At 44.8% G+C, this 15,986-nt stretch carries 15 protein-coding genes; 7 read left to right on the top strand and 8 right to left on the bottom strand.

Going from position 1 to position 15,986, the window contains the following annotated elements:
• Positions 1-53: 53 nt before the first annotated feature.
• Together OCV52_RS01135 and OCV52_RS01130 are read right to left on the bottom strand one after the other, a co-directional pair.
• Positions 54-482 carry a hypothetical protein gene (locus OCV52_RS01135; RefSeq protein WP_102459735.1) on the bottom strand — a complete coding sequence of 143 codons (429 nt, stop codon included), beginning with the start codon at positions 480-482 and terminating at the stop codon, positions 54-56.
• A gap of 205 nt (positions 483-687) precedes the next feature.
• On the bottom strand, positions 688-2,091 hold the full coding sequence (locus OCV52_RS01130) for an SPFH domain-containing protein (protein WP_102459734.1): 1,404 nt from the start codon (positions 2,089-2,091) through the stop codon (positions 688-690).
• Positions 2,092-2,470: 379 nt separating this feature from the next.
• On the opposite strand from OCV52_RS01130, the gene OCV52_RS01125 reads away from it, so the two are divergent.
• Entirely contained in the window at positions 2,471-2,719 is a 249-nt protein-coding gene (locus OCV52_RS01125; RefSeq protein ID WP_137406281.1) for a hypothetical protein, read from the top strand.
• 440 nt (positions 2,720-3,159) lie between these two features.
• Positions 3,160-4,407 (top strand): aromatic amino acid transport family protein, encoded by a 1,248-nt coding sequence (locus OCV52_RS01120; protein WP_137406282.1) that lies wholly within the window; start codon positions 3,160-3,162, stop codon positions 4,405-4,407.
• A 391-nt stretch (positions 4,408-4,798) separates the two neighbouring features.
• Here OCV52_RS01120 and efp read toward each other — a convergent pair whose 3' ends face one another.
• On the bottom strand, positions 4,799-5,365 hold the full coding sequence (gene efp, locus OCV52_RS01115) for an elongation factor P (protein WP_004741343.1): 567 nt from the start codon (positions 5,363-5,365) through the stop codon (positions 4,799-4,801).
• Positions 5,366-5,398: 33 nt separating this feature from the next.
• Here efp and epmB point away from each other — a divergent pair, with 33 nt between their 5' ends.
• Positions 5,399-6,421: an EF-P beta-lysylation protein EpmB gene (gene epmB, locus OCV52_RS01110; protein ID WP_137406283.1), complete on the top strand. Its 1,023-nt coding sequence runs from the start codon at positions 5,399-5,401 to the stop codon at positions 6,419-6,421.
• Positions 6,422-6,617: 196 nt separating this feature from the next.
• Here epmB and OCV52_RS01105 read toward each other — a convergent pair whose 3' ends face one another.
• Positions 6,618-7,595, bottom strand: a complete 978-nt coding sequence (locus OCV52_RS01105) for a DUF3187 family protein (RefSeq protein WP_137406284.1) — start codon at positions 7,593-7,595, stop codon at positions 6,618-6,620.
• A 433-nt stretch (positions 7,596-8,028) separates the two neighbouring features.
• On the opposite strand from OCV52_RS01105, the gene OCV52_RS01100 reads away from it, so the two are divergent.
• Positions 8,029-8,517: an MgtC/SapB family protein gene (locus OCV52_RS01100; RefSeq protein WP_004741346.1), complete on the top strand. Its 489-nt coding sequence runs from the start codon at positions 8,029-8,031 to the stop codon at positions 8,515-8,517.
• A 75-nt stretch (positions 8,518-8,592) separates the two neighbouring features.
• Here the strand turns inward: OCV52_RS01100 and OCV52_RS01095 are convergent, their stop codons facing one another.
• The 4 genes from OCV52_RS01095 to OCV52_RS01080 all read right to left on the bottom strand — a co-directional run bounded on the left by OCV52_RS01095 (position 8,593) and on the right by OCV52_RS01080 (position 13,042).
• Positions 8,593-10,071, bottom strand: a complete 1,479-nt coding sequence (locus OCV52_RS01095; protein WP_137406285.1) for a sensor domain-containing diguanylate cyclase — start codon at positions 10,069-10,071, stop codon at positions 8,593-8,595.
• 195 nt (positions 10,072-10,266) lie between these two features.
• Complete coding sequence (locus tag OCV52_RS01090) at positions 10,267-10,824, bottom strand: VC2662 family protein (RefSeq protein WP_137406286.1); 558 nt, start codon at positions 10,822-10,824, stop codon at positions 10,267-10,269.
• 228 nt (positions 10,825-11,052) lie between these two features.
• On the bottom strand, positions 11,053-12,699 hold the full coding sequence (groL, locus tag OCV52_RS01085) for a chaperonin GroEL (RefSeq protein WP_137406287.1): 1,647 nt from the start codon (positions 12,697-12,699) through the stop codon (positions 11,053-11,055).
• 52 nt (positions 12,700-12,751) lie between these two features.
• A complete protein-coding gene (locus OCV52_RS01080) occupies positions 12,752-13,042 on the bottom strand; it encodes a co-chaperone GroES (protein ID WP_004741353.1) in 291 nt (96 codons plus the stop codon).
• A 414-nt stretch (positions 13,043-13,456) separates the two neighbouring features.
• On the opposite strand from OCV52_RS01080, the gene OCV52_RS01075 reads away from it, so the two are divergent.
• From OCV52_RS01075 to OCV52_RS01065, 3 genes are all read left to right on the top strand, one after another.
• Positions 13,457-14,800 (top strand): MATE family efflux transporter, encoded by a 1,344-nt coding sequence (locus OCV52_RS01075; RefSeq protein ID WP_137406288.1) that lies wholly within the window; start codon positions 13,457-13,459, stop codon positions 14,798-14,800.
• A 340-nt stretch (positions 14,801-15,140) separates the two neighbouring features.
• Positions 15,141-15,626, top strand: a complete 486-nt coding sequence (locus OCV52_RS01070) for a methylated-DNA--[protein]-cysteine S-methyltransferase (protein WP_137406289.1) — start codon at positions 15,141-15,143, stop codon at positions 15,624-15,626.
• A gap of 108 nt (positions 15,627-15,734) precedes the next feature.
• Entirely contained in the window at positions 15,735-15,986 is a 252-nt protein-coding gene (locus OCV52_RS01065) for a type II toxin-antitoxin system Phd/YefM family antitoxin (protein WP_004741356.1), read from the top strand.

Genomic DNA, 15,986 nt, shown 5'->3' with positions numbered 1-15,986 from the left:
GAAGCAGAGCAAGGTTATCTTGTTCTGCTTTTTCACAGATACATTTTCAAGCTTCACTGATTCAGTAATTTTATGCTGCAATTGACCGCAACAGTAGAGCTGGAAGCGCGCGGTCTACCATCTGGATGGTAGGTACTCAACCTTGCCTTAGTGACTTCCCCATCCGAGATTGAAAAAAGCAGTTGATAAGTCGCCCCTTTTACTGTCATGCTGCCAGACGGCCCGGAAGCGCCTTTTGACCTCTTTGCATCATTAACCGACCGGTATTGGGTTAAGCAGTGATGCATCTTACCTAATTTCCCTTCTTGCGTTACGCCATACCGCTGTGTGCTGTACTCGTCTATCGTATAGGGTGAATCTGCGCTTAATGAATTGATTTCAATGTATTTTTTCTCTCCAGAGTAATTCGTGATTTTAACGATGCTACTTATTGTTAGTAAGAGCCCTAGACTTATCCATGCCCCTGGTTTATTGATTTTCATTTCTTTACTCATTATTGATTATTCGCATTAATGGCTTCCGCTAAGTGATGAGATCCTTCACAACAACTTGTTGTCAATGAACCCATGTTGGCGGCCTTACTTGTCGATGCGCAGCTAGAGTAGACAGATAAAGAGGCCAATACCCGTATATCGGCCTTGTTGTTCTAAATCACGGGGCAATTAGAGCTCTTGGTTACCCATGATCTTATTGCTGTGTAACCTTCTTGGTTTGGTCCATTAACCCCAACGCTCCGAAGCCTGTAATGACATCGAGGTTGGTTTTCAAACCCGTTTCGTCACTGCCGCCGATGTAGTTTTGTGGCATCTGAACCTGGAAGTTCTGCAGGTTGTTATACAGCGAGTTAGCGACCTCACGGTTCAGCTCGGCCAGATACACCTCGCGGTTGGCCCCCAGTGCGGCATATTTCGCTTTCAACACTTCCGCTTCCGCTCGACCTTTTTCCAGAATCGCTTTCGCTTCAAATTCAGCAGACAATGCATTGGCTTTTTGAATCGCTAAATTCGCTTCTGCGATTGCCAGTTCTTTCTCTTTTTCAACTTCAGCTAATCGCTTAGTCTTTTCGACTTCGACAATTTCACGTTCAGCAATTTGACGAGCTATCTCCACTTCTTTCTGCTGGGAAATAATCGCTAACTCTTTGCCTCGCTGCGCGTCTTGGACTTCTCGAGTACGCTGAATCTCTTTGCGGAGTTGCTCGGTTTCAGCTTGCGCTTTTGATGTTTCTTGCTCCTGAATCGCACGGATACGGTCGGCCACCAAACGCTTCTTATCCGCCAGTAACTGATCAAGTTGCTTTTCTGGTTGCGGATCACCAATCGTGACCTGGGTTACTTGAATGCCGTATTGTGATAACGGGTTGTCCTGACGGATAGGCTGACCCGTGTTATCCACCACCGGCACTGTCTTCCAAACCAGTTGATTGGTTCGTTGCAATTGATTCGAGTTCGATTGATTGACACCAACCGGCGCAAGATCTAACTCTTCCACTTCAACCTGACGACGCTCCGTCAGGTAAATGCCCTCGCGTAGCTGATCGCCCAATTTAGATTTGAATTGGTTTAAGCCACCTTGGAAGAACTCCTCGCCCGTGTATTGAGTCGCCGTAATCACTGTCACATTACGCGCATTTTTAACCAACAACGCATCGATCAAATTACTGTTGTTGCGAAACTCCTTATGCATCTTTTCCACTGCCTTCGGGTCATTGCTGAGCTTAAAGCGGAATGTCACCGGAATCTCACCAATGTACGTATCAGCAAAACGCACCTGCACCGGATCTAACCTCTGATAAAAATCTTCCCCTTTGCTGTTGCCAAAAGAGACCGTAATCACCTGATCGTACTGGGTTATCTTGGATAAAAACGGCATTCGGAAATGAATACCAGGCTCGGTAAAGACATCCAACTCACCAGTAATATTGTTTTGATGCACGTAGCTGTAACCGGCATCGGTCATCAAAACTGAGCTATTAATTGTTAAGCCTAAAGCCAGCAGTGGTACGCCGAATACTGCCGCTTTCAGCCCTTTATGTAGTAACTGACGTCGTTCTTCTATTTTCAAACCTCTTCCCAAGCCTCGATTTTCCATGTCATTCTCCTTTAGGGTTGTCATTGAGTTAAATCGAAATAAATCAAACTGATATGCAACTCGCTGACCACGAGAAATAATGTATCAAATTGTTACACTTCGGAACATTCGAAAGATTCATCAAATAAATAAGGTTTTATCGAACAATAAAAATAACCTCTACATTCACAAGCTTTGAATTTATGAACTTTGGCTGTTCAGAACGGTAGGAAAATTGAAGCGGTGATCAAAAGGAAAGACCGACACTACTTAGGAATAGAAAGGAGAAAAGTTACACTTTCCAAAGAACGGACTATTGATTGCTCAAGGCGCCATTTATGCGTTGATAGAGAGAAGCACCTATACTGTTAGATGCTAAATCGCGTTTGAGGATATCATTATGAAAATTGTTTCACTTACCTGTATTCTGGCTCTATCTTTACCAACCACAGCCTTGGCTGTCGATGTCACGAAACTGGCAGAATCTGTAGACAAGGAAAAAGCCACTGAATCTGTTGATGTAGAAGAATTGAAATCATCGGTTGATGGGACCGACATTGATTATCAAAAAGCTTATGAAGCTATCGATAAAGAAAAGGCGAAAGAAGCCGTCGATGTCGATAAAGCAAAGGCAGCTCTGCTTGAATAACAATGCTAATCAGAGATAAAACAAGCAAAAGCAACCCCAGTGTTAGCACGCTTTATTCGCTGATATACGAGCGTGCTAACGCAGGAGTTATCTCATAATAATGAAATATCGGCGTACCCTACTTTTTATCCGTCACTCGCGTCATACCACTCAGAGTTTTCATCAATTCAAACGTACACCCGCCCCTTCCTCTCACATCGGCCTAAAACCCAAAGACGACACCGAAAATGAGCGTTCATAAATTGATAATAAGATCACAAAAAACCACTGAAACATCTTTTCCTAATCAGTGGATATGAAGGTGAGGAACACGATCCCAGTCACTAATATGTAGCAAACCAGTGATATTTTTGCGATTGCCATAATCTCAACATATTGTTGAATTTGAAGTTATTTACAAATGAGATAGTATCCATTTTTTTCATACAAGTGGTCTCCTCATGCACCAACTAGATACAGCCTTAAATAATAAAAGCGGGCGCTGGACACAGCACGATACTCAATGGGTGTTGAGTTTATTTGGTACAGCTGTCGGCGCTGGTATTCTCTTCTTACCGATCAACCTAGGCCTCAGTGGTTTCGTTCCATTGCTCATCATGGCAACCTTAGCGTTCCCTATGACTTTCTTAGCGCACCGTGGCTTTACTCGGTTCGTTCTATCTTCCAGCCAAAAAGACGCAGACTTTACCGATGTCGTTGCTGAGCACTTTGGAGCCACTGCGGGACAAATCATTTCACTGCTGTACTTTTTGTCTATCTTCCCGATTTTATTAATTTATGGTGTCGGGCTAACGAATACCGTAGATAGCTTTATGGTTAACCAAGCTGGGCTAGAGTCACTGCCGCGACCTTTGCTTTCGGGGGCCTTAGTGACAGGGTTAATCGCGGTGATGATCGCTGGCGAGAAGATCATACTTCGTACACTCTCGTTGATGGTTTATCCCCTAGTCGCGATTCTGCTATTTTTGTCCGTATACTTGATTCCAAGCTGGCAAGCTCCTGAACTGACAATGCCTTCATTATCTTCTTTGGGCAGCACGCTTTGGCTATCGACGCCAGTAGTGATCTTCTCATTCAGTCATTTAGCAGCACTCTCTTCTTTTGCCCACGCTCAACGCAGCCATTACGATGACAGCGCAAGAGTAAAATCAGAGCACATCTTACAACGCACCAGCATCATGCTGATCCTGTTTGTGATGCTGTTTGTATTTTCTTGTGTTCTGACACTGTCTCCTGAACAGCTAGCACAAGCGAAGGAACAAAACGTGTCGATTCTGTCTTATCTGGCCAACGTTAAAGACAACCCGTTTATTGCGACACTTGGCCCGATTGTGGCTTTCCTAGCAATAACATCATCATTTATTGGCCACTTCTTGGGCGCGAGAGAAAGCATGGTCGGGATGCTAACCAAAAGTACCTCCCTATCCACACCTTTGGCTCATAAAGTGACAATAATCTCGCTGTTTGCATCGATCTGGGTGGTAGCGATTGTCAACCCGAGCATTTTAGGGATGATGGAAGCCTTGTCTGGGCCTGTAATTGCGATGATCTTGTTCGTTATGCCTATGGTGGCCGTGTATAAGGTAGAGGCATTGCGCCGCTACAGAAAGGATTTATCCTGCGTCTTCATCTTGTTGGTGGGTGTCGTCGCCGTGAGCGCTTTAGTGTTTAGCTTGCTTAAGCCATAGCGGGTTAGGGACGAAAAGCAGATACGGGATTCGAGTAAACGAGTATCGAATAGCTTACGAGCAGATACGGGATTCGGGTAAACGAATATCGAAGCGCTTAAGAGCTGATACGGGATTCGGGTAATCGAGATGCGAAAAGCTTAAGAGCGAAAAGACTAAAAGCAGAACAATACCATTTTGTTCTGCTTTTTTTGTTTTTCATATCTCATATACTCTCATCTGCCCTTCAAGCTCTTCGCATCCCGTATCTCGCTTACGCGCATCTGCCTTTCAAGCTCTTCGCATTCCGTATCTCGTTTACTCGCATCTGCTTTTTAAATGCAAAAAAGGCCGCACAAGCGACCTTTTTCATTTCATTGAACCACCTTAAATCAAGGTGAGCACAATCAAATTACTTTACACGACCAACGTATTCGCCAGTACGAGTATCTACTCTTACCACTTCACCGATAGCGATGAATAGAGGTACGCGAACTACCGCGCCAGTTGCTAGAGTTGCAGGTTTACCACCAGTACCCTGTGTGTCGCCTTTTAGGCCAGGATCTGTATCAGTTACTTCGATCTCAACAAAGTTTGGTGGAGTTACTGTGATAGGGTTATCATTCCACAACGTTAGAGTACATACGTCGTTTTCAACTAGCCATTTAGCTGTGTCGCCAACTGCTTTTACTTCAGCTGCGATTTGCTCGAATGTCTCGTTGTTCATGAAGTGGTAGAATTCGCCATCGCTGTATAGGTAGCCTAGTTCAACGTCTACAACGTCAGCTAGTTCTACTGTGTCGCCTGACTTAAATGTTTTCTCTAACACTTTGCCTGACAGCAGTTTACGAAGTTTTACACGGTTAAACGCTTGGCCTTTACCCGGCTTAACGTATTCATTTTCGATAATTGAGCAAGGCTCGTTATCCATCATGAATTTTAAACCGCCTTTGAATTCATTGGTGCTTACTGACGCCATGATTTCCTCTTACACATCTTTGAGTTGATTTCAATGCCGCATATCATAACCCGAAAAGTCGAATCTGTTGAGCAAAACTGGCTCAAACAACTATCGAATGCGATCTCAGACCCGACAAAACTCCTTGAAGCATTGGAAATAGACCCAACACCATGGCAAGCAGGCTTTGCGGCACGCAACCTATTTGCGTTGCGAGTACCGTTAAGCTTTGTCGAGCGAATGGAAAAAGGCAACCCGCATGACCCGCTATTACGCCAGGTCTTGCCATTGAGCGAAGAGTTCGAAGTTCATGAAGGCTACTCGGCCGATCCATTAGAGGAGCAAGACAACGCGATCCCGGGTTTATTGCATAAATACAAAAGTCGCGCCTTGATGATAGTAAAAGGTGGCTGTGCGGTTAACTGCCGTTACTGCTTTCGACGCCACTTCCCGTATCAAGACAACAAGGGCTCAAAGTCGGTGTGGCAAACCAGCCTCGATTATGTCGCTCAACACTCTGAGATTAACGAGGTCATCCTTTCGGGTGGCGACCCACTGATGGCCAAAGACAGCGAAATCGAGTGGCTGATTCACGCTATCGAACAGATACCACATGTGAAAACCGTGCGTATTCATAGCCGTTTACCCGTCGTGATCCCAGCTCGTATTACTGACGAACTGTGCCAAATCTTATCTAAGACTCGCCTCAATGTAGTGATGGTAAGCCATATTAATCACGCCAATGAAATCAATGTAGAGCTTAAACAAGCCTTCCTTAAATTAAAGCTTATTGGCGCGACTCTGCTTAACCAGGGCGTGATGCTAAAAGGCGTGAACGACAGTGCTGACGCATTAAAAGCACTCAGTGAAAAGCTATTCAACGCTGGCATTCTACCGTATTACATGCATGTACTGGATAAGGTTCAGGGCGCCGCTCACTTCTGTATCTCAGATGAAGAGGCGAAGCATCACTTCAAGGGATTAATCTCTGAGGTTTCGGGCTACCTAGTACCCAAGTTAACCCGCGAGATCGGTGGCCGCAGCAGTAAAACACCTCTCGACCTACACATTGAGTGATAAAGCATAATATTGAATGATAAAGCAAACAAAAGGGCCAGCAACATCCGTTGATGGCCCACAAGTCGGTTAATGGTTCTTAAACCCTTCACATTTTCACTCAAACACGGCTTAGGTTAGCGGCTGTTTAATTAAGTCCCTTTTCAGTTAGGTAAAACAATAACCTTTGGCCACGCACAGCACACGATCAAACACATCATAGGAAGTAACGAATACCGAGCCCAAAAGCAATGTCCGCAGAATTATCCATGTTGATAATGTTTTCGATCATACTGGCTTCTAACATGGCGTTGCCAAGGTTCAAACGATAGCCCAGAACCACTTCATTAGAGGCTTCAGAGAATGCCCCCTCATCTTCCAACAAACCTTGGTACCAGTGATATTCAACAAGCACTTCATGAAAATAGCCAAATTTGTAGCCATACCCAAAGGCGACCGCTCCGGTAAAATCGCGGATTTCAGTGCCTATTAACGCACTATTGTTGTCATTGTGCGTGACACCAGCGCTCGCAAAAAATGAACTCGCCCCTCGGGCAAGGCTGTAATTCAACTGTACAGCTTGCTCAAAAGCACTTTTTTTGAATGGACCGCTGTCGACATTTTTATAATAAACGCTTCCCCCGATGGCAAGAGCACTCGTATTCGAAGAAAAAAGCTGGTACTGAGTGTACCAATGCAAGGCTTTCGCTAACGCTTCCCCCTCGAAATCATCAATCGATACACCGTATTCATCACTGGATATATGGAATTGATGTTTGCCTGCTTCATCACGTCCGTTTTGTCCAATGCCGAAAAAACTGTGGAAATCCATGGTCAATGAATCTAGGTGATTATTGGCCGCATAGGTGTATTGATATTTCACTTCAGTTTGCAATTGAGGGTTTACCTGCCAATTAGCACCGACGAAAATGTGATTCTGGTAATAATCAAGATCTGCAGCAGCAGAGCTTGCCCAAACACTCGCCATCGTGCCCGATGCAAACAGCTCTACACCATGGTTTCCAACCGGAAAAGCTGAACGTAGCTCCGTGGTTAAATGGGTCGATTGCTCGGGAGATTGGGCATAAGTACGAAGCGGGGTTGGAGGTTGAGCTGCGATAGCAGAGAGTGAAGTAAAAGTCGTCGCAATAAGAAACAGAATCGATATGACTTTATTAGAGAGAATCTTAACCATTACAAAACATCCTATAGTTATTAACTTAATGATAGTTAAATAAATTAAATGCTTCTAGAGAATGTTGGGATTTCGAGCTTATTTTTTTGGGCCTTAACAGTATTTCCACGTCAAGCGTGATAGCGATGCATAACGTAACAATATCAATAACTTAGAAAACCATTCAAAGCGGTGACACCCTTGATACTCAAAGGAAAGATAGACAGCCAACGCGCTGATACCTTACTGAAAAGAGTATGCCCAAAAGCCATCCCTATTTTGCTCTCACTGATCGCTCACGCCCCTCTTAGCCGTAGAATCAATAACACTTGTATGTTCCTTTTATCCATTGCGGGATCAATAAAATTAATCGAGAAGACAACAAATATTTGTTCGATCGTCAGGCTGATTATCAGCATACTCGGCTCTATTCTAAATTTTTAGGAGGGGTGATATGTCACAATTTATAGAACAAACGTTAAACCTTGCCCCCTTTAGCTGGGCAGGGCTAGCAGTGTGTATGCTGTGTGGTTCGTTAATCGGTATCGAGCGACAAACACGCGGCAAACCAGTAGGTATCAGAACCTCGATTCTGATCATCAGCGGTACCTATTTCTTCCTTACCATGGCGATTAGCCTATCTCCAAACACACTCGATCAGGCTCGTGTACTTGGCCAGATCATTACTGGTGTTGGTTTCCTGGGTGCGGGTGTGATGATGACACTCGATGGCAAAATTCATGGTGTGACTTCAGCTGCCATTATTTGGGTATTGGCGGCACTTGGGATGATGATAGCGCTTGGTCACCTTTCACAATCGGTTATTATCACGCTATTAGCGTTGGCGATCTTACTTGGTGTCGACAAAGTGGAAAACAGCTTCCAGAGCCTACGTCGTGGTGTTCACCAAAAGTGGATGAGAAAAGGCCGCGTGAAGAAATAAAGCTGCACTCAGTCACCTGTGAGCAAGACCACAAATACAAAGAAGCCTAGTCACACGACTAGGCTTCTTTGTATATCAATGAACGTGGATACACAGTTGATTTGCGCCCAAGGACTTAGCAATGCTCAGCTGTTTACTTGAAGAACGGACACTCTGATTTTTCCATAGGTGTCCGATACTCTCGAACTTATGTAAAGAGTAGAGCACTGCTCCCCCAGAAACCGAAATAGCCACTTTCTCTCCTGTCGAACACTGGTAGTTCTGTAAACTAATATCGCTCTGGATTCGTTCAAATATTGAAGAAAGCAATTCTAACGACTCTCCCGCAATCGCCACCACGAACTCCCGGCCATCAAATCTCGCCACGATATCGTGTTGCCTCACGCTGTTGACGATAAGTTTAGCAACGTGACAAATCACCCTATCACCAATCTCATTGCCATACCGATCGCAGATCGCCTTTAAATCATCGATTTCAAAGACACCAATCCCTAAAATATTTCTCTCATCTTGCGCCAAAAATTGCGCTTCAAAGCCACTGCGATTGAGTAACCCTGTTAATGGATCGGTCATTGAAAGATCATTTAAGCGGCGGTGTCTTTGCTCACGATAAAATCGCCATAGCCGCCATGCTGCAACCACATACAAGAACAAGAGTACCAGTAACCCTTTGTAGTCCCTTTCCAGTATGTGTAAGAAGTGCTCGCTCTTCGTTTCTTGAATGGTCAAATACAGCTGCGTATTCACCCCATCCACGTACAAGGGTTGTGAAAAAGAGTAATCCAACAAGCCATATTTATTCCTGCCGCTGACACTAGTAATCTCATAGCCATGCTTCGCATTCGAAAATAAGCTAGAGGTATAGCCATCAATACCTAATACCCCTTTAAACTCACCGTTGATATAGATCCCTTTGGTTAAGGTCACCACTTTCTCACCAGTCAGGTAATCGTCGTATTGGCCGGTATACACAACCTTATCTCTATTTTGAGATACGCCATAGCGGATGGTATTGATCCAATAGGGCCGACGACTAACGATCGAGTCAAACGTATCGCCTTTCATATATTGGGCAATATCCGAGGGGGCCGAGATGATAAATTTATCTTTGGAAATAAAATAAATGGCGGAGACACTACTGATGGTGTTCGTAAAGTAAGCCATCGTTGGAGCAATAAACAGACGCTTGCTCGCTTCCCTATACAGCGCAGATTGAGAGTCACACATCTCGGTAGGGCCTGAGAACATAAAATCAAAAAGAGGGTCTTTCTGCCCTTCACTAATAAAATAGCAGGTATCGTCCTCCGTCTTTTTTTCATGCGAAAAGGTATAAGTCTCACCATGTAATGGGTGGAGCGCTGTAATGTTGTACTCTAACGCATTCAGTATCTGAGTGAGCTCAGTGAGTGCATGGGTTACGCCTTGGTTTTCTGATCCATACTGTGTGTCTGATTCTTCCGCTGAATCAACGAGCAATAAGCTCAAAACTACTAAAAAACTGGCGGTCAGGCCTAAGAAAGCCTTCTTAAAATCGATAGTATGGGGATTAATCAAAGCATATCAATCATCGTTGTGAATTTAGCGCACATTGTACTTATGAATAAACTCACTGCAACAATAAATATAAAACAACATGCTTATATTATTCAGTACGAGAGAGTTTGAACCTGGATATTAAAATACAGAGTAGAAATAACGCCTAAGTAAGAAGCACTTAGGCGTTACGAATCAGAGTAGTAAAACTATACCTTACTTCGCAAAGTTCACAATTGGGAAGCACGGGAAGAAACCGTTATCCGCACAGTTGATCAGACCAATCTGTACACCTTCGATTTTGTTGGTTTTGTTGAAGATGCCAACCTGTACAGTCGACACCTCTGAAAGGTTCGCCGCACCAACATCAACCATAGTGTCGCCTTCAGAGTAGTTTACGAAGCTCACGTTGGCACCTTTTACATCGTTAGTGATGTTCACAGCACCCAGGTTAAGACCCGTTGTTTTACCCGTATTCCAGTTGAAGAAACCTAGCGATGCACCTGTCATCTCTTGGTTCACTTTAGATGCACCAAAAATACCAAGGTTCACACCCGTTGTTGTTTGAGTCTCAGACATACCCACAACCGCAAGGTCGACACCCTTAAGGTCGTTTACTTGTCCGTGAAGCAGAGCCAAGCGCACACCACCAACTGCATCTGAATCAGGTGCGTTGAAGCCGTTGATTGTTGAAAACATAACAGGCGAAGAAGCGAATGCCGCTGGTGCCATTACCGCTGCCGACACAGCAAGTACTGAAAGTAGTTTTTTCATTGGGGAGTCTCCACTGACTTATTGTTAACTTGATTTAATATATGCTCAAGCAAGCGTTTATTATGCTTTATTCAACAACCAGACATGTTATCTCTCTGTCATAGCTATCTTTTTGAGTATAGAGCAGGTAGAGGCAGATGCGAGATTCGGGTAACGAGATGAGATAAGAACAAAAAAAACGGAGACCGAAGTCTCCGTTTTCAATGTCACTATAAATAGCGAGGGGGATTACATCATACCACCCATGCCACCCATACCGCCCATGCCGCCCATATCAGGCATTGCTGGAGCTGCTTCTTGAGGCTTGTCTGTCACCATTGCTTCTGTTGTGATCATAAGACCAGCAACTGATGCAGCGAATTGTAGTGCAGAACGCGTCACCTTAGTTGGATCTAGGATACCCATAGCGATCATGTCGCCGTATTCGCCAGTCGCAGCGTTGTAACCGTAGTTACCTTCGCCAGCGCGAACGTTGTTAGCAACAACAGACTCTTCGTCACCTGCGTTCTTAGTGATTTGACGGATAGGCGCTTCCATTGCACGTAGTGCAACGCGGATACCTACGTTTTGCTCTTCGTTGTCGCCTTCAATGTTAGCCACTTTAGATGCAGCACGGATAAGTGCAACACCACCACCAGCAACCACACCTTCTTCAACTGCAGCGCGAGTTGCGTGAAGTGCATCTTCTACGCGGTCTTTCTTCTCTTTCATCTCAACTTCAGTCGCAGCGCCAACTTTGATTACTGCAACACCGCCAGCTAGCTTAGCAACGCGCTCTTGTAGTTTCTCTTTGTCATAGTCAGACGTTGCATCTTCGATTTGTTGACGGATTTGAGAAACGCGACCTTGGATCATCGCTTCTTCACCCGCGCCATCGATGATGGTTGAGTTTTCTTTAGTGATAGTTACACGCTTAGCTTGACCTAGGTCTTCTAGCGTTACTTTCTCAAGGTCTAGACCGATCTCTTCAGAGATAACCGTACCGCCAGTTAGGATAGCGATGTCTTGTAGCATTGCTTTACGACGGTCACCGAAACCAGGTGCTTTAACAGCCGCGACTTTCACGATACCGCGCATGTTGTTTACAACTAGAGTTGCAAGCGCTTCGCCTTCTACATCTTCAGCGATGATTAGAAGTGGACGAGATGCCTTAGCTACTGCTTCTAGAGTCGGAAGAAGTTCACGGATGTTTGAAACTTTCTTGTCGATAAGAAGGATAAATGGGCTTTCTAGATCAACAGAACCTGCTTCTTGGTTGTTGATGAAGTAAGGAGATAGGTAACCGCGATCGAACTGCATACCTTCAACTACGTCTAGCTCGTCTTGTAGAGCCTGACCTTCTTCAACTGTGATAACGCCATCACGACCTACTTTTTCCATCGCTTCAGCAATGATGTTACCTACAGTCGCATCAGAGTTTGCTGAGATAGTACCTACTTGCGCGATAGCTTTAGTATCAGCACATGGAACAGAAAGGCCTTTTAGCTCTTCAACAGCAGCTGTTACTGCTTTGTCGATACCGCGCTTAAGGTCCATTGGGTTCATGCCAGCTGCAACGGCTTTTAGGCCTTCAGTGATGATAGCTTGAGCTAGAACTGTAGCGGTAGTTGTACCGTCACCAGCTGCGTCGTTCGCTTGCGAAGCCACTTCTTTAACCATTTGCGCGCCCATGTTTTGGAACTTGTCTTCAAGTTCGATTTCACGTGCCACAGAAACACCATCTTTAGTGATCGTTGGTGCGCCAAATGATTTGTCTAGAACAACGTTACGACCTTTAGGGCCTAGCGTTACTTTTACTGCGTCAGCCAGAACGTTTACACCTTCTAGCATTTTAACTCGTGCGTCGTTACCAAATTTAACGTCTTTAGCAGCCATCTTTATTTCCTTTAAATTCTTTATTCAGTCAGTTCAGTTTGTATAGCGCGGATTACTCAACGATCGCCATGATGTCGTTTTCAGACATGATCAGAACTTCTTTGCCGTCGATTTTTTCAGACTTAGTGCCGTAGCCTTCAGCAAAGATAACAGTGTCGCCAACTTTAACGTCCAATGGTTGTACTGAACCGTTTTCTAGGATGCGGCCTTTGCCTACAGCTAGAATTACACCGCGTGTTGACTTTTCAGCGGCAGAACCAGTTAGAACGATGCCACCAGCAGATTTAGATTCAACTTCTTGGCGCTCAACGATAACTCGGTCGTGTAGAGGACGGATATTCATCGGTCGTATCTCCTGATAATTTCCATTTAATTTGATAGTTGCCACGATTGGCATGGGGTTAAAGAGTATGTTGGGGCGAAGTGAAAGATCCCAAGGGGTGGAAAGGAAATTTTGTGATCTAAGAGGCAGATGCGGGATGCGAGTAAACGAGTAGCGAAGAGAATAAGAGCTGATGCGGGATTCGAGTAAACGAGTAGCGAAAGGCAAGAGCAGGCAAAAAATAGAACCGCCTTCTTTTGTTCTTGCCTTTCGCCTTTCGTATCTCGAATCCCGTTACCCTCATCTAATTCTTTGTATCTGCTCTTCAAGGTCTTCGCATCTCGTTCACTCGCATCTCTCATCTGCTTTTAGCTTTTCTTTCTTTCCAAGCCACATCTGTTTATCCTACACCTTTCGTTCCAACTGGCGTTTTACATGCAAGATAAGCACGGGCTATTAACCGCCCCAATTGCGAGTACATTACGTACCATGACCATTCCGACTATCTTCGGTATGGTTGCGATCTTGATGTTTAACTTGGTCGATACTTTCTTTATCTCACTGCTTGGCACACAAGCACTGGCTGCCGTGAGCTTTACCTTCCCAGTTACCTTCGCCATCAACTGCATCACCATGGGCATCGGTGTAGGGCTTTCCACCTGTATTGGGCGGCTACTGGGCCAAGGCTGCGCACAAAATGCAGCTCGCTTTACTTGCCATGGATTATTGCTTGCCGTACTGCTTGTTGGGTTTGCATCAACACTAGGGCTGGTAACTCTAGAACCCATGTTTACCTTATTGGGGGCAGAGCCAGAATTACTGCCACTGATATCTGAATACATGACGGTCTGGTATTTAGCTATACCGCTACTTGTTATTCCAATGGCAGGCAATAGCGCGATACGAGCGAGTGGCGATACCAAAACCCCTGCCAAGATCATGATGTTGGCGGGCCTGATTAACGGCATTCTCGACCCGCTGCTGATCTTCGGTTACGGACCTTTTCCTGAGCTAGGGATTCAAGGCGCAGCCATTGCAAGTGGTTTCAGTTGGTTTGGTGCGTTATGTGGCTCACTGTATGTGTTAACCATACGAGAAAAGCTGCTTGCTCCACCCAAACTAAAAAACATCATTGATGACTGGAAACAAATCCTCACCATTGGAACACCCGCCGCACTTTCAAACGCGCTGAACCCACTCGCGGGGGCTATCATTATGATGATGCTGGCCAAGCAAGGAACCGAAGCCGTTGCCGCTTATGGTGCTGCTCAGCGTATTGAATCGATTCTGATCATCGTCTTAATGTCTCTCACTTCCGCTCTTACCCCTTTTATGGCGCAAAACTTTGGCGCAGAGAATCCACAACGCAGTTTCAAAGCTCTATTCTTGAGCATGCGTTTCGCCGTGCTATTCCAAGGTTTGATCTTTTTAATGATGGTGCCACTGAGCATCCCTTTAGCCGCGCTCTTTTCTCAGGAAGAGTCGGTTCGAGGTATTTTGTGGCACTATCTGTTAGTCGTGCCATTTAGTTACGGGTTCCAAGGTATTGTGATGATGCTGATAAGTGCAATGAATGCGATGCATCAACCATTAAAAGCCTTCCAGTGGAGCTTCATGCGCCTGTTCGTATTTACCCTGCCATTTGCCTGGGTAGGCAGCCAAATTGATGGTGTCGAAGGCCTATTTATTGGACTAGCGCTAGGAAACATAATGGGTGGCATTTCAGGGTATTTGTTTGCGCTTCGTATAAGGGGTAAAGCAGATTCGGGATGCGAGTAATCGGGATTCGAAAAGATTAAAAAGCAGATGCGAAAGGATTTCGGAACAAATATCAGGCTCAAGTGACATTCGAGTTCAACCCATCATTCCCTATAGCGAGGAGCGAGCCTGGTAGGAAATCTATTCTCCATTGCTAATACCGCGTTGTTTGAGATTCCAGACACTTCGTCCCTCAGTTCTGTAATGACGACTTAAGGTACTGCAGTAGATGCGAGATTCGGGTATCGAGATACGAAAAGATTAAAAATAAGTTCGAGATACTGAAAGGGTTAAAAGCTTCAAGCTGATACGAAGTTCTAAGTGCTTTAGAGTAGAAAGAGACTAGAAGAAAGGAGATGGCATGGAAGGCAGTACTCACAAAATGCTCTACGAAGCGCCGATTGGTAAGATAATCATTGTTAGTGATGGCGTATCGATTATAGAAATCGACCATGTGAACCATGATGAGGCTATTGATTGCAATCCCAATGAATTATGCCTCAAAGTATCTCGCCAACTCGACGAGTATTTTGCTGGTCAAAGAACTGAATTTGATTTGCCATTGAAAGCGACAAAAGGCACGGACTTTCAAAAATCAGCTTGGCAGGCTCTCACTTCTATTCCTTATGGCGAAACTATTAGCTATGGCGAACAAGCAAAGAGAATGGGCAATCCCAAAGCAGTGAGAGCGGTGGGTGGTGCGAACGGCAAGAACCCGTTTAGCATCGTAGTCCCTTGCCACCGAGTGATTGGTGCCAATGGAACATTAACCGGCTATACCGGCGGCATGAATCGCAAAGAGTGGTTACTCGACTTTGAGCGTTCGGTTATAGATAGAACGCAATAAGCCTTATCACGCTAGATCGATAATATAAAAGTTCACCATCAAGAAGTGCCGTTGTCATCAGACTAAATATAGTCTACATTTAAACTTCTACATTAAGAGATAATGATAATGTCCACTGAAACGATAAGTTACTTAAAAAAGCACGCGGCTAACCTCGATTTATCGGAGCCTATGACCATTACTCAAAATGGTAAACCCGCTTATACGATTGAATCTTATGAAGATCGAAAGCGTAGAGATGAAGCGATAGCATTAATGAAACTATTATCATTTTCTGTTGATGATGAAAAACATGGCCGAGTAAACTCCAGCGCTCAGATTCGAGATAAATTGGCAAAGCGTAAGCAGTCGGTTCAATAA

Source organism: Vibrio chagasii, from assembly GCF_024347355.1.
In the GTDB taxonomy this organism is placed as follows: Bacteria; Pseudomonadota; Gammaproteobacteria; order Enterobacterales; family Vibrionaceae; genus Vibrio; species Vibrio chagasii.
The sequence above is the reverse complement of the archived record's forward strand: the minus strand, read 5'-3'. Positions and strand labels throughout refer to the sequence as shown.

Excerpts from the sequence above, each read along its gene's own strand:
- OCV52_RS01135 (WP_102459735.1), bottom strand. The coding sequence starts at position 482 with ATGAAAATCAATAAACCAGGGGCATGGATAAGTCTAGGGCTCTTACTA.
- OCV52_RS01130 (WP_102459734.1), bottom strand. The coding sequence starts at position 2,091 with ATGGAAAATCGAGGCTTGGGAAGAGGTTTGAAAATAGAAGAACGACGT.
- OCV52_RS01125 (WP_137406281.1), top strand. The coding sequence starts at position 2,471 with ATGAAAATTGTTTCACTTACCTGTATTCTGGCTCTATCTTTACCAACC.
- OCV52_RS01120 (WP_137406282.1), top strand. The coding sequence starts at position 3,160 with ATGCACCAACTAGATACAGCCTTAAATAATAAAAGCGGGCGCTGGACA.
- efp (WP_004741343.1), bottom strand. The coding sequence starts at position 5,365 with ATGGCGTCAGTAAGCACCAATGAATTCAAAGGCGGTTTAAAATTCATG.
- epmB (WP_137406283.1), top strand. The coding sequence starts at position 5,399 with ATGCCGCATATCATAACCCGAAAAGTCGAATCTGTTGAGCAAAACTGG.
- OCV52_RS01105 (WP_137406284.1), bottom strand. The coding sequence starts at position 7,595 with ATGGTTAAGATTCTCTCTAATAAAGTCATATCGATTCTGTTTCTTATT.
- OCV52_RS01100 (WP_004741346.1), top strand. The coding sequence starts at position 8,029 with ATGTCACAATTTATAGAACAAACGTTAAACCTTGCCCCCTTTAGCTGG.
- OCV52_RS01090 (WP_137406286.1), bottom strand. The coding sequence starts at position 10,824 with ATGAAAAAACTACTTTCAGTACTTGCTGTGTCGGCAGCGGTAATGGCA.
- groL (WP_137406287.1), bottom strand. The coding sequence starts at position 12,699 with ATGGCTGCTAAAGACGTTAAATTTGGTAACGACGCACGAGTTAAAATG.
- OCV52_RS01080 (WP_004741353.1), bottom strand. The coding sequence starts at position 13,042 with ATGAATATCCGTCCTCTACACGACCGAGTTATCGTTGAGCGCCAAGAA.
- OCV52_RS01075 (WP_137406288.1), top strand. The coding sequence starts at position 13,457 with ATGCAAGATAAGCACGGGCTATTAACCGCCCCAATTGCGAGTACATTA.
- OCV52_RS01070 (WP_137406289.1), top strand. The coding sequence starts at position 15,141 with ATGGAAGGCAGTACTCACAAAATGCTCTACGAAGCGCCGATTGGTAAG.
- OCV52_RS01065 (WP_004741356.1), top strand. The coding sequence starts at position 15,735 with ATGTCCACTGAAACGATAAGTTACTTAAAAAAGCACGCGGCTAACCTC.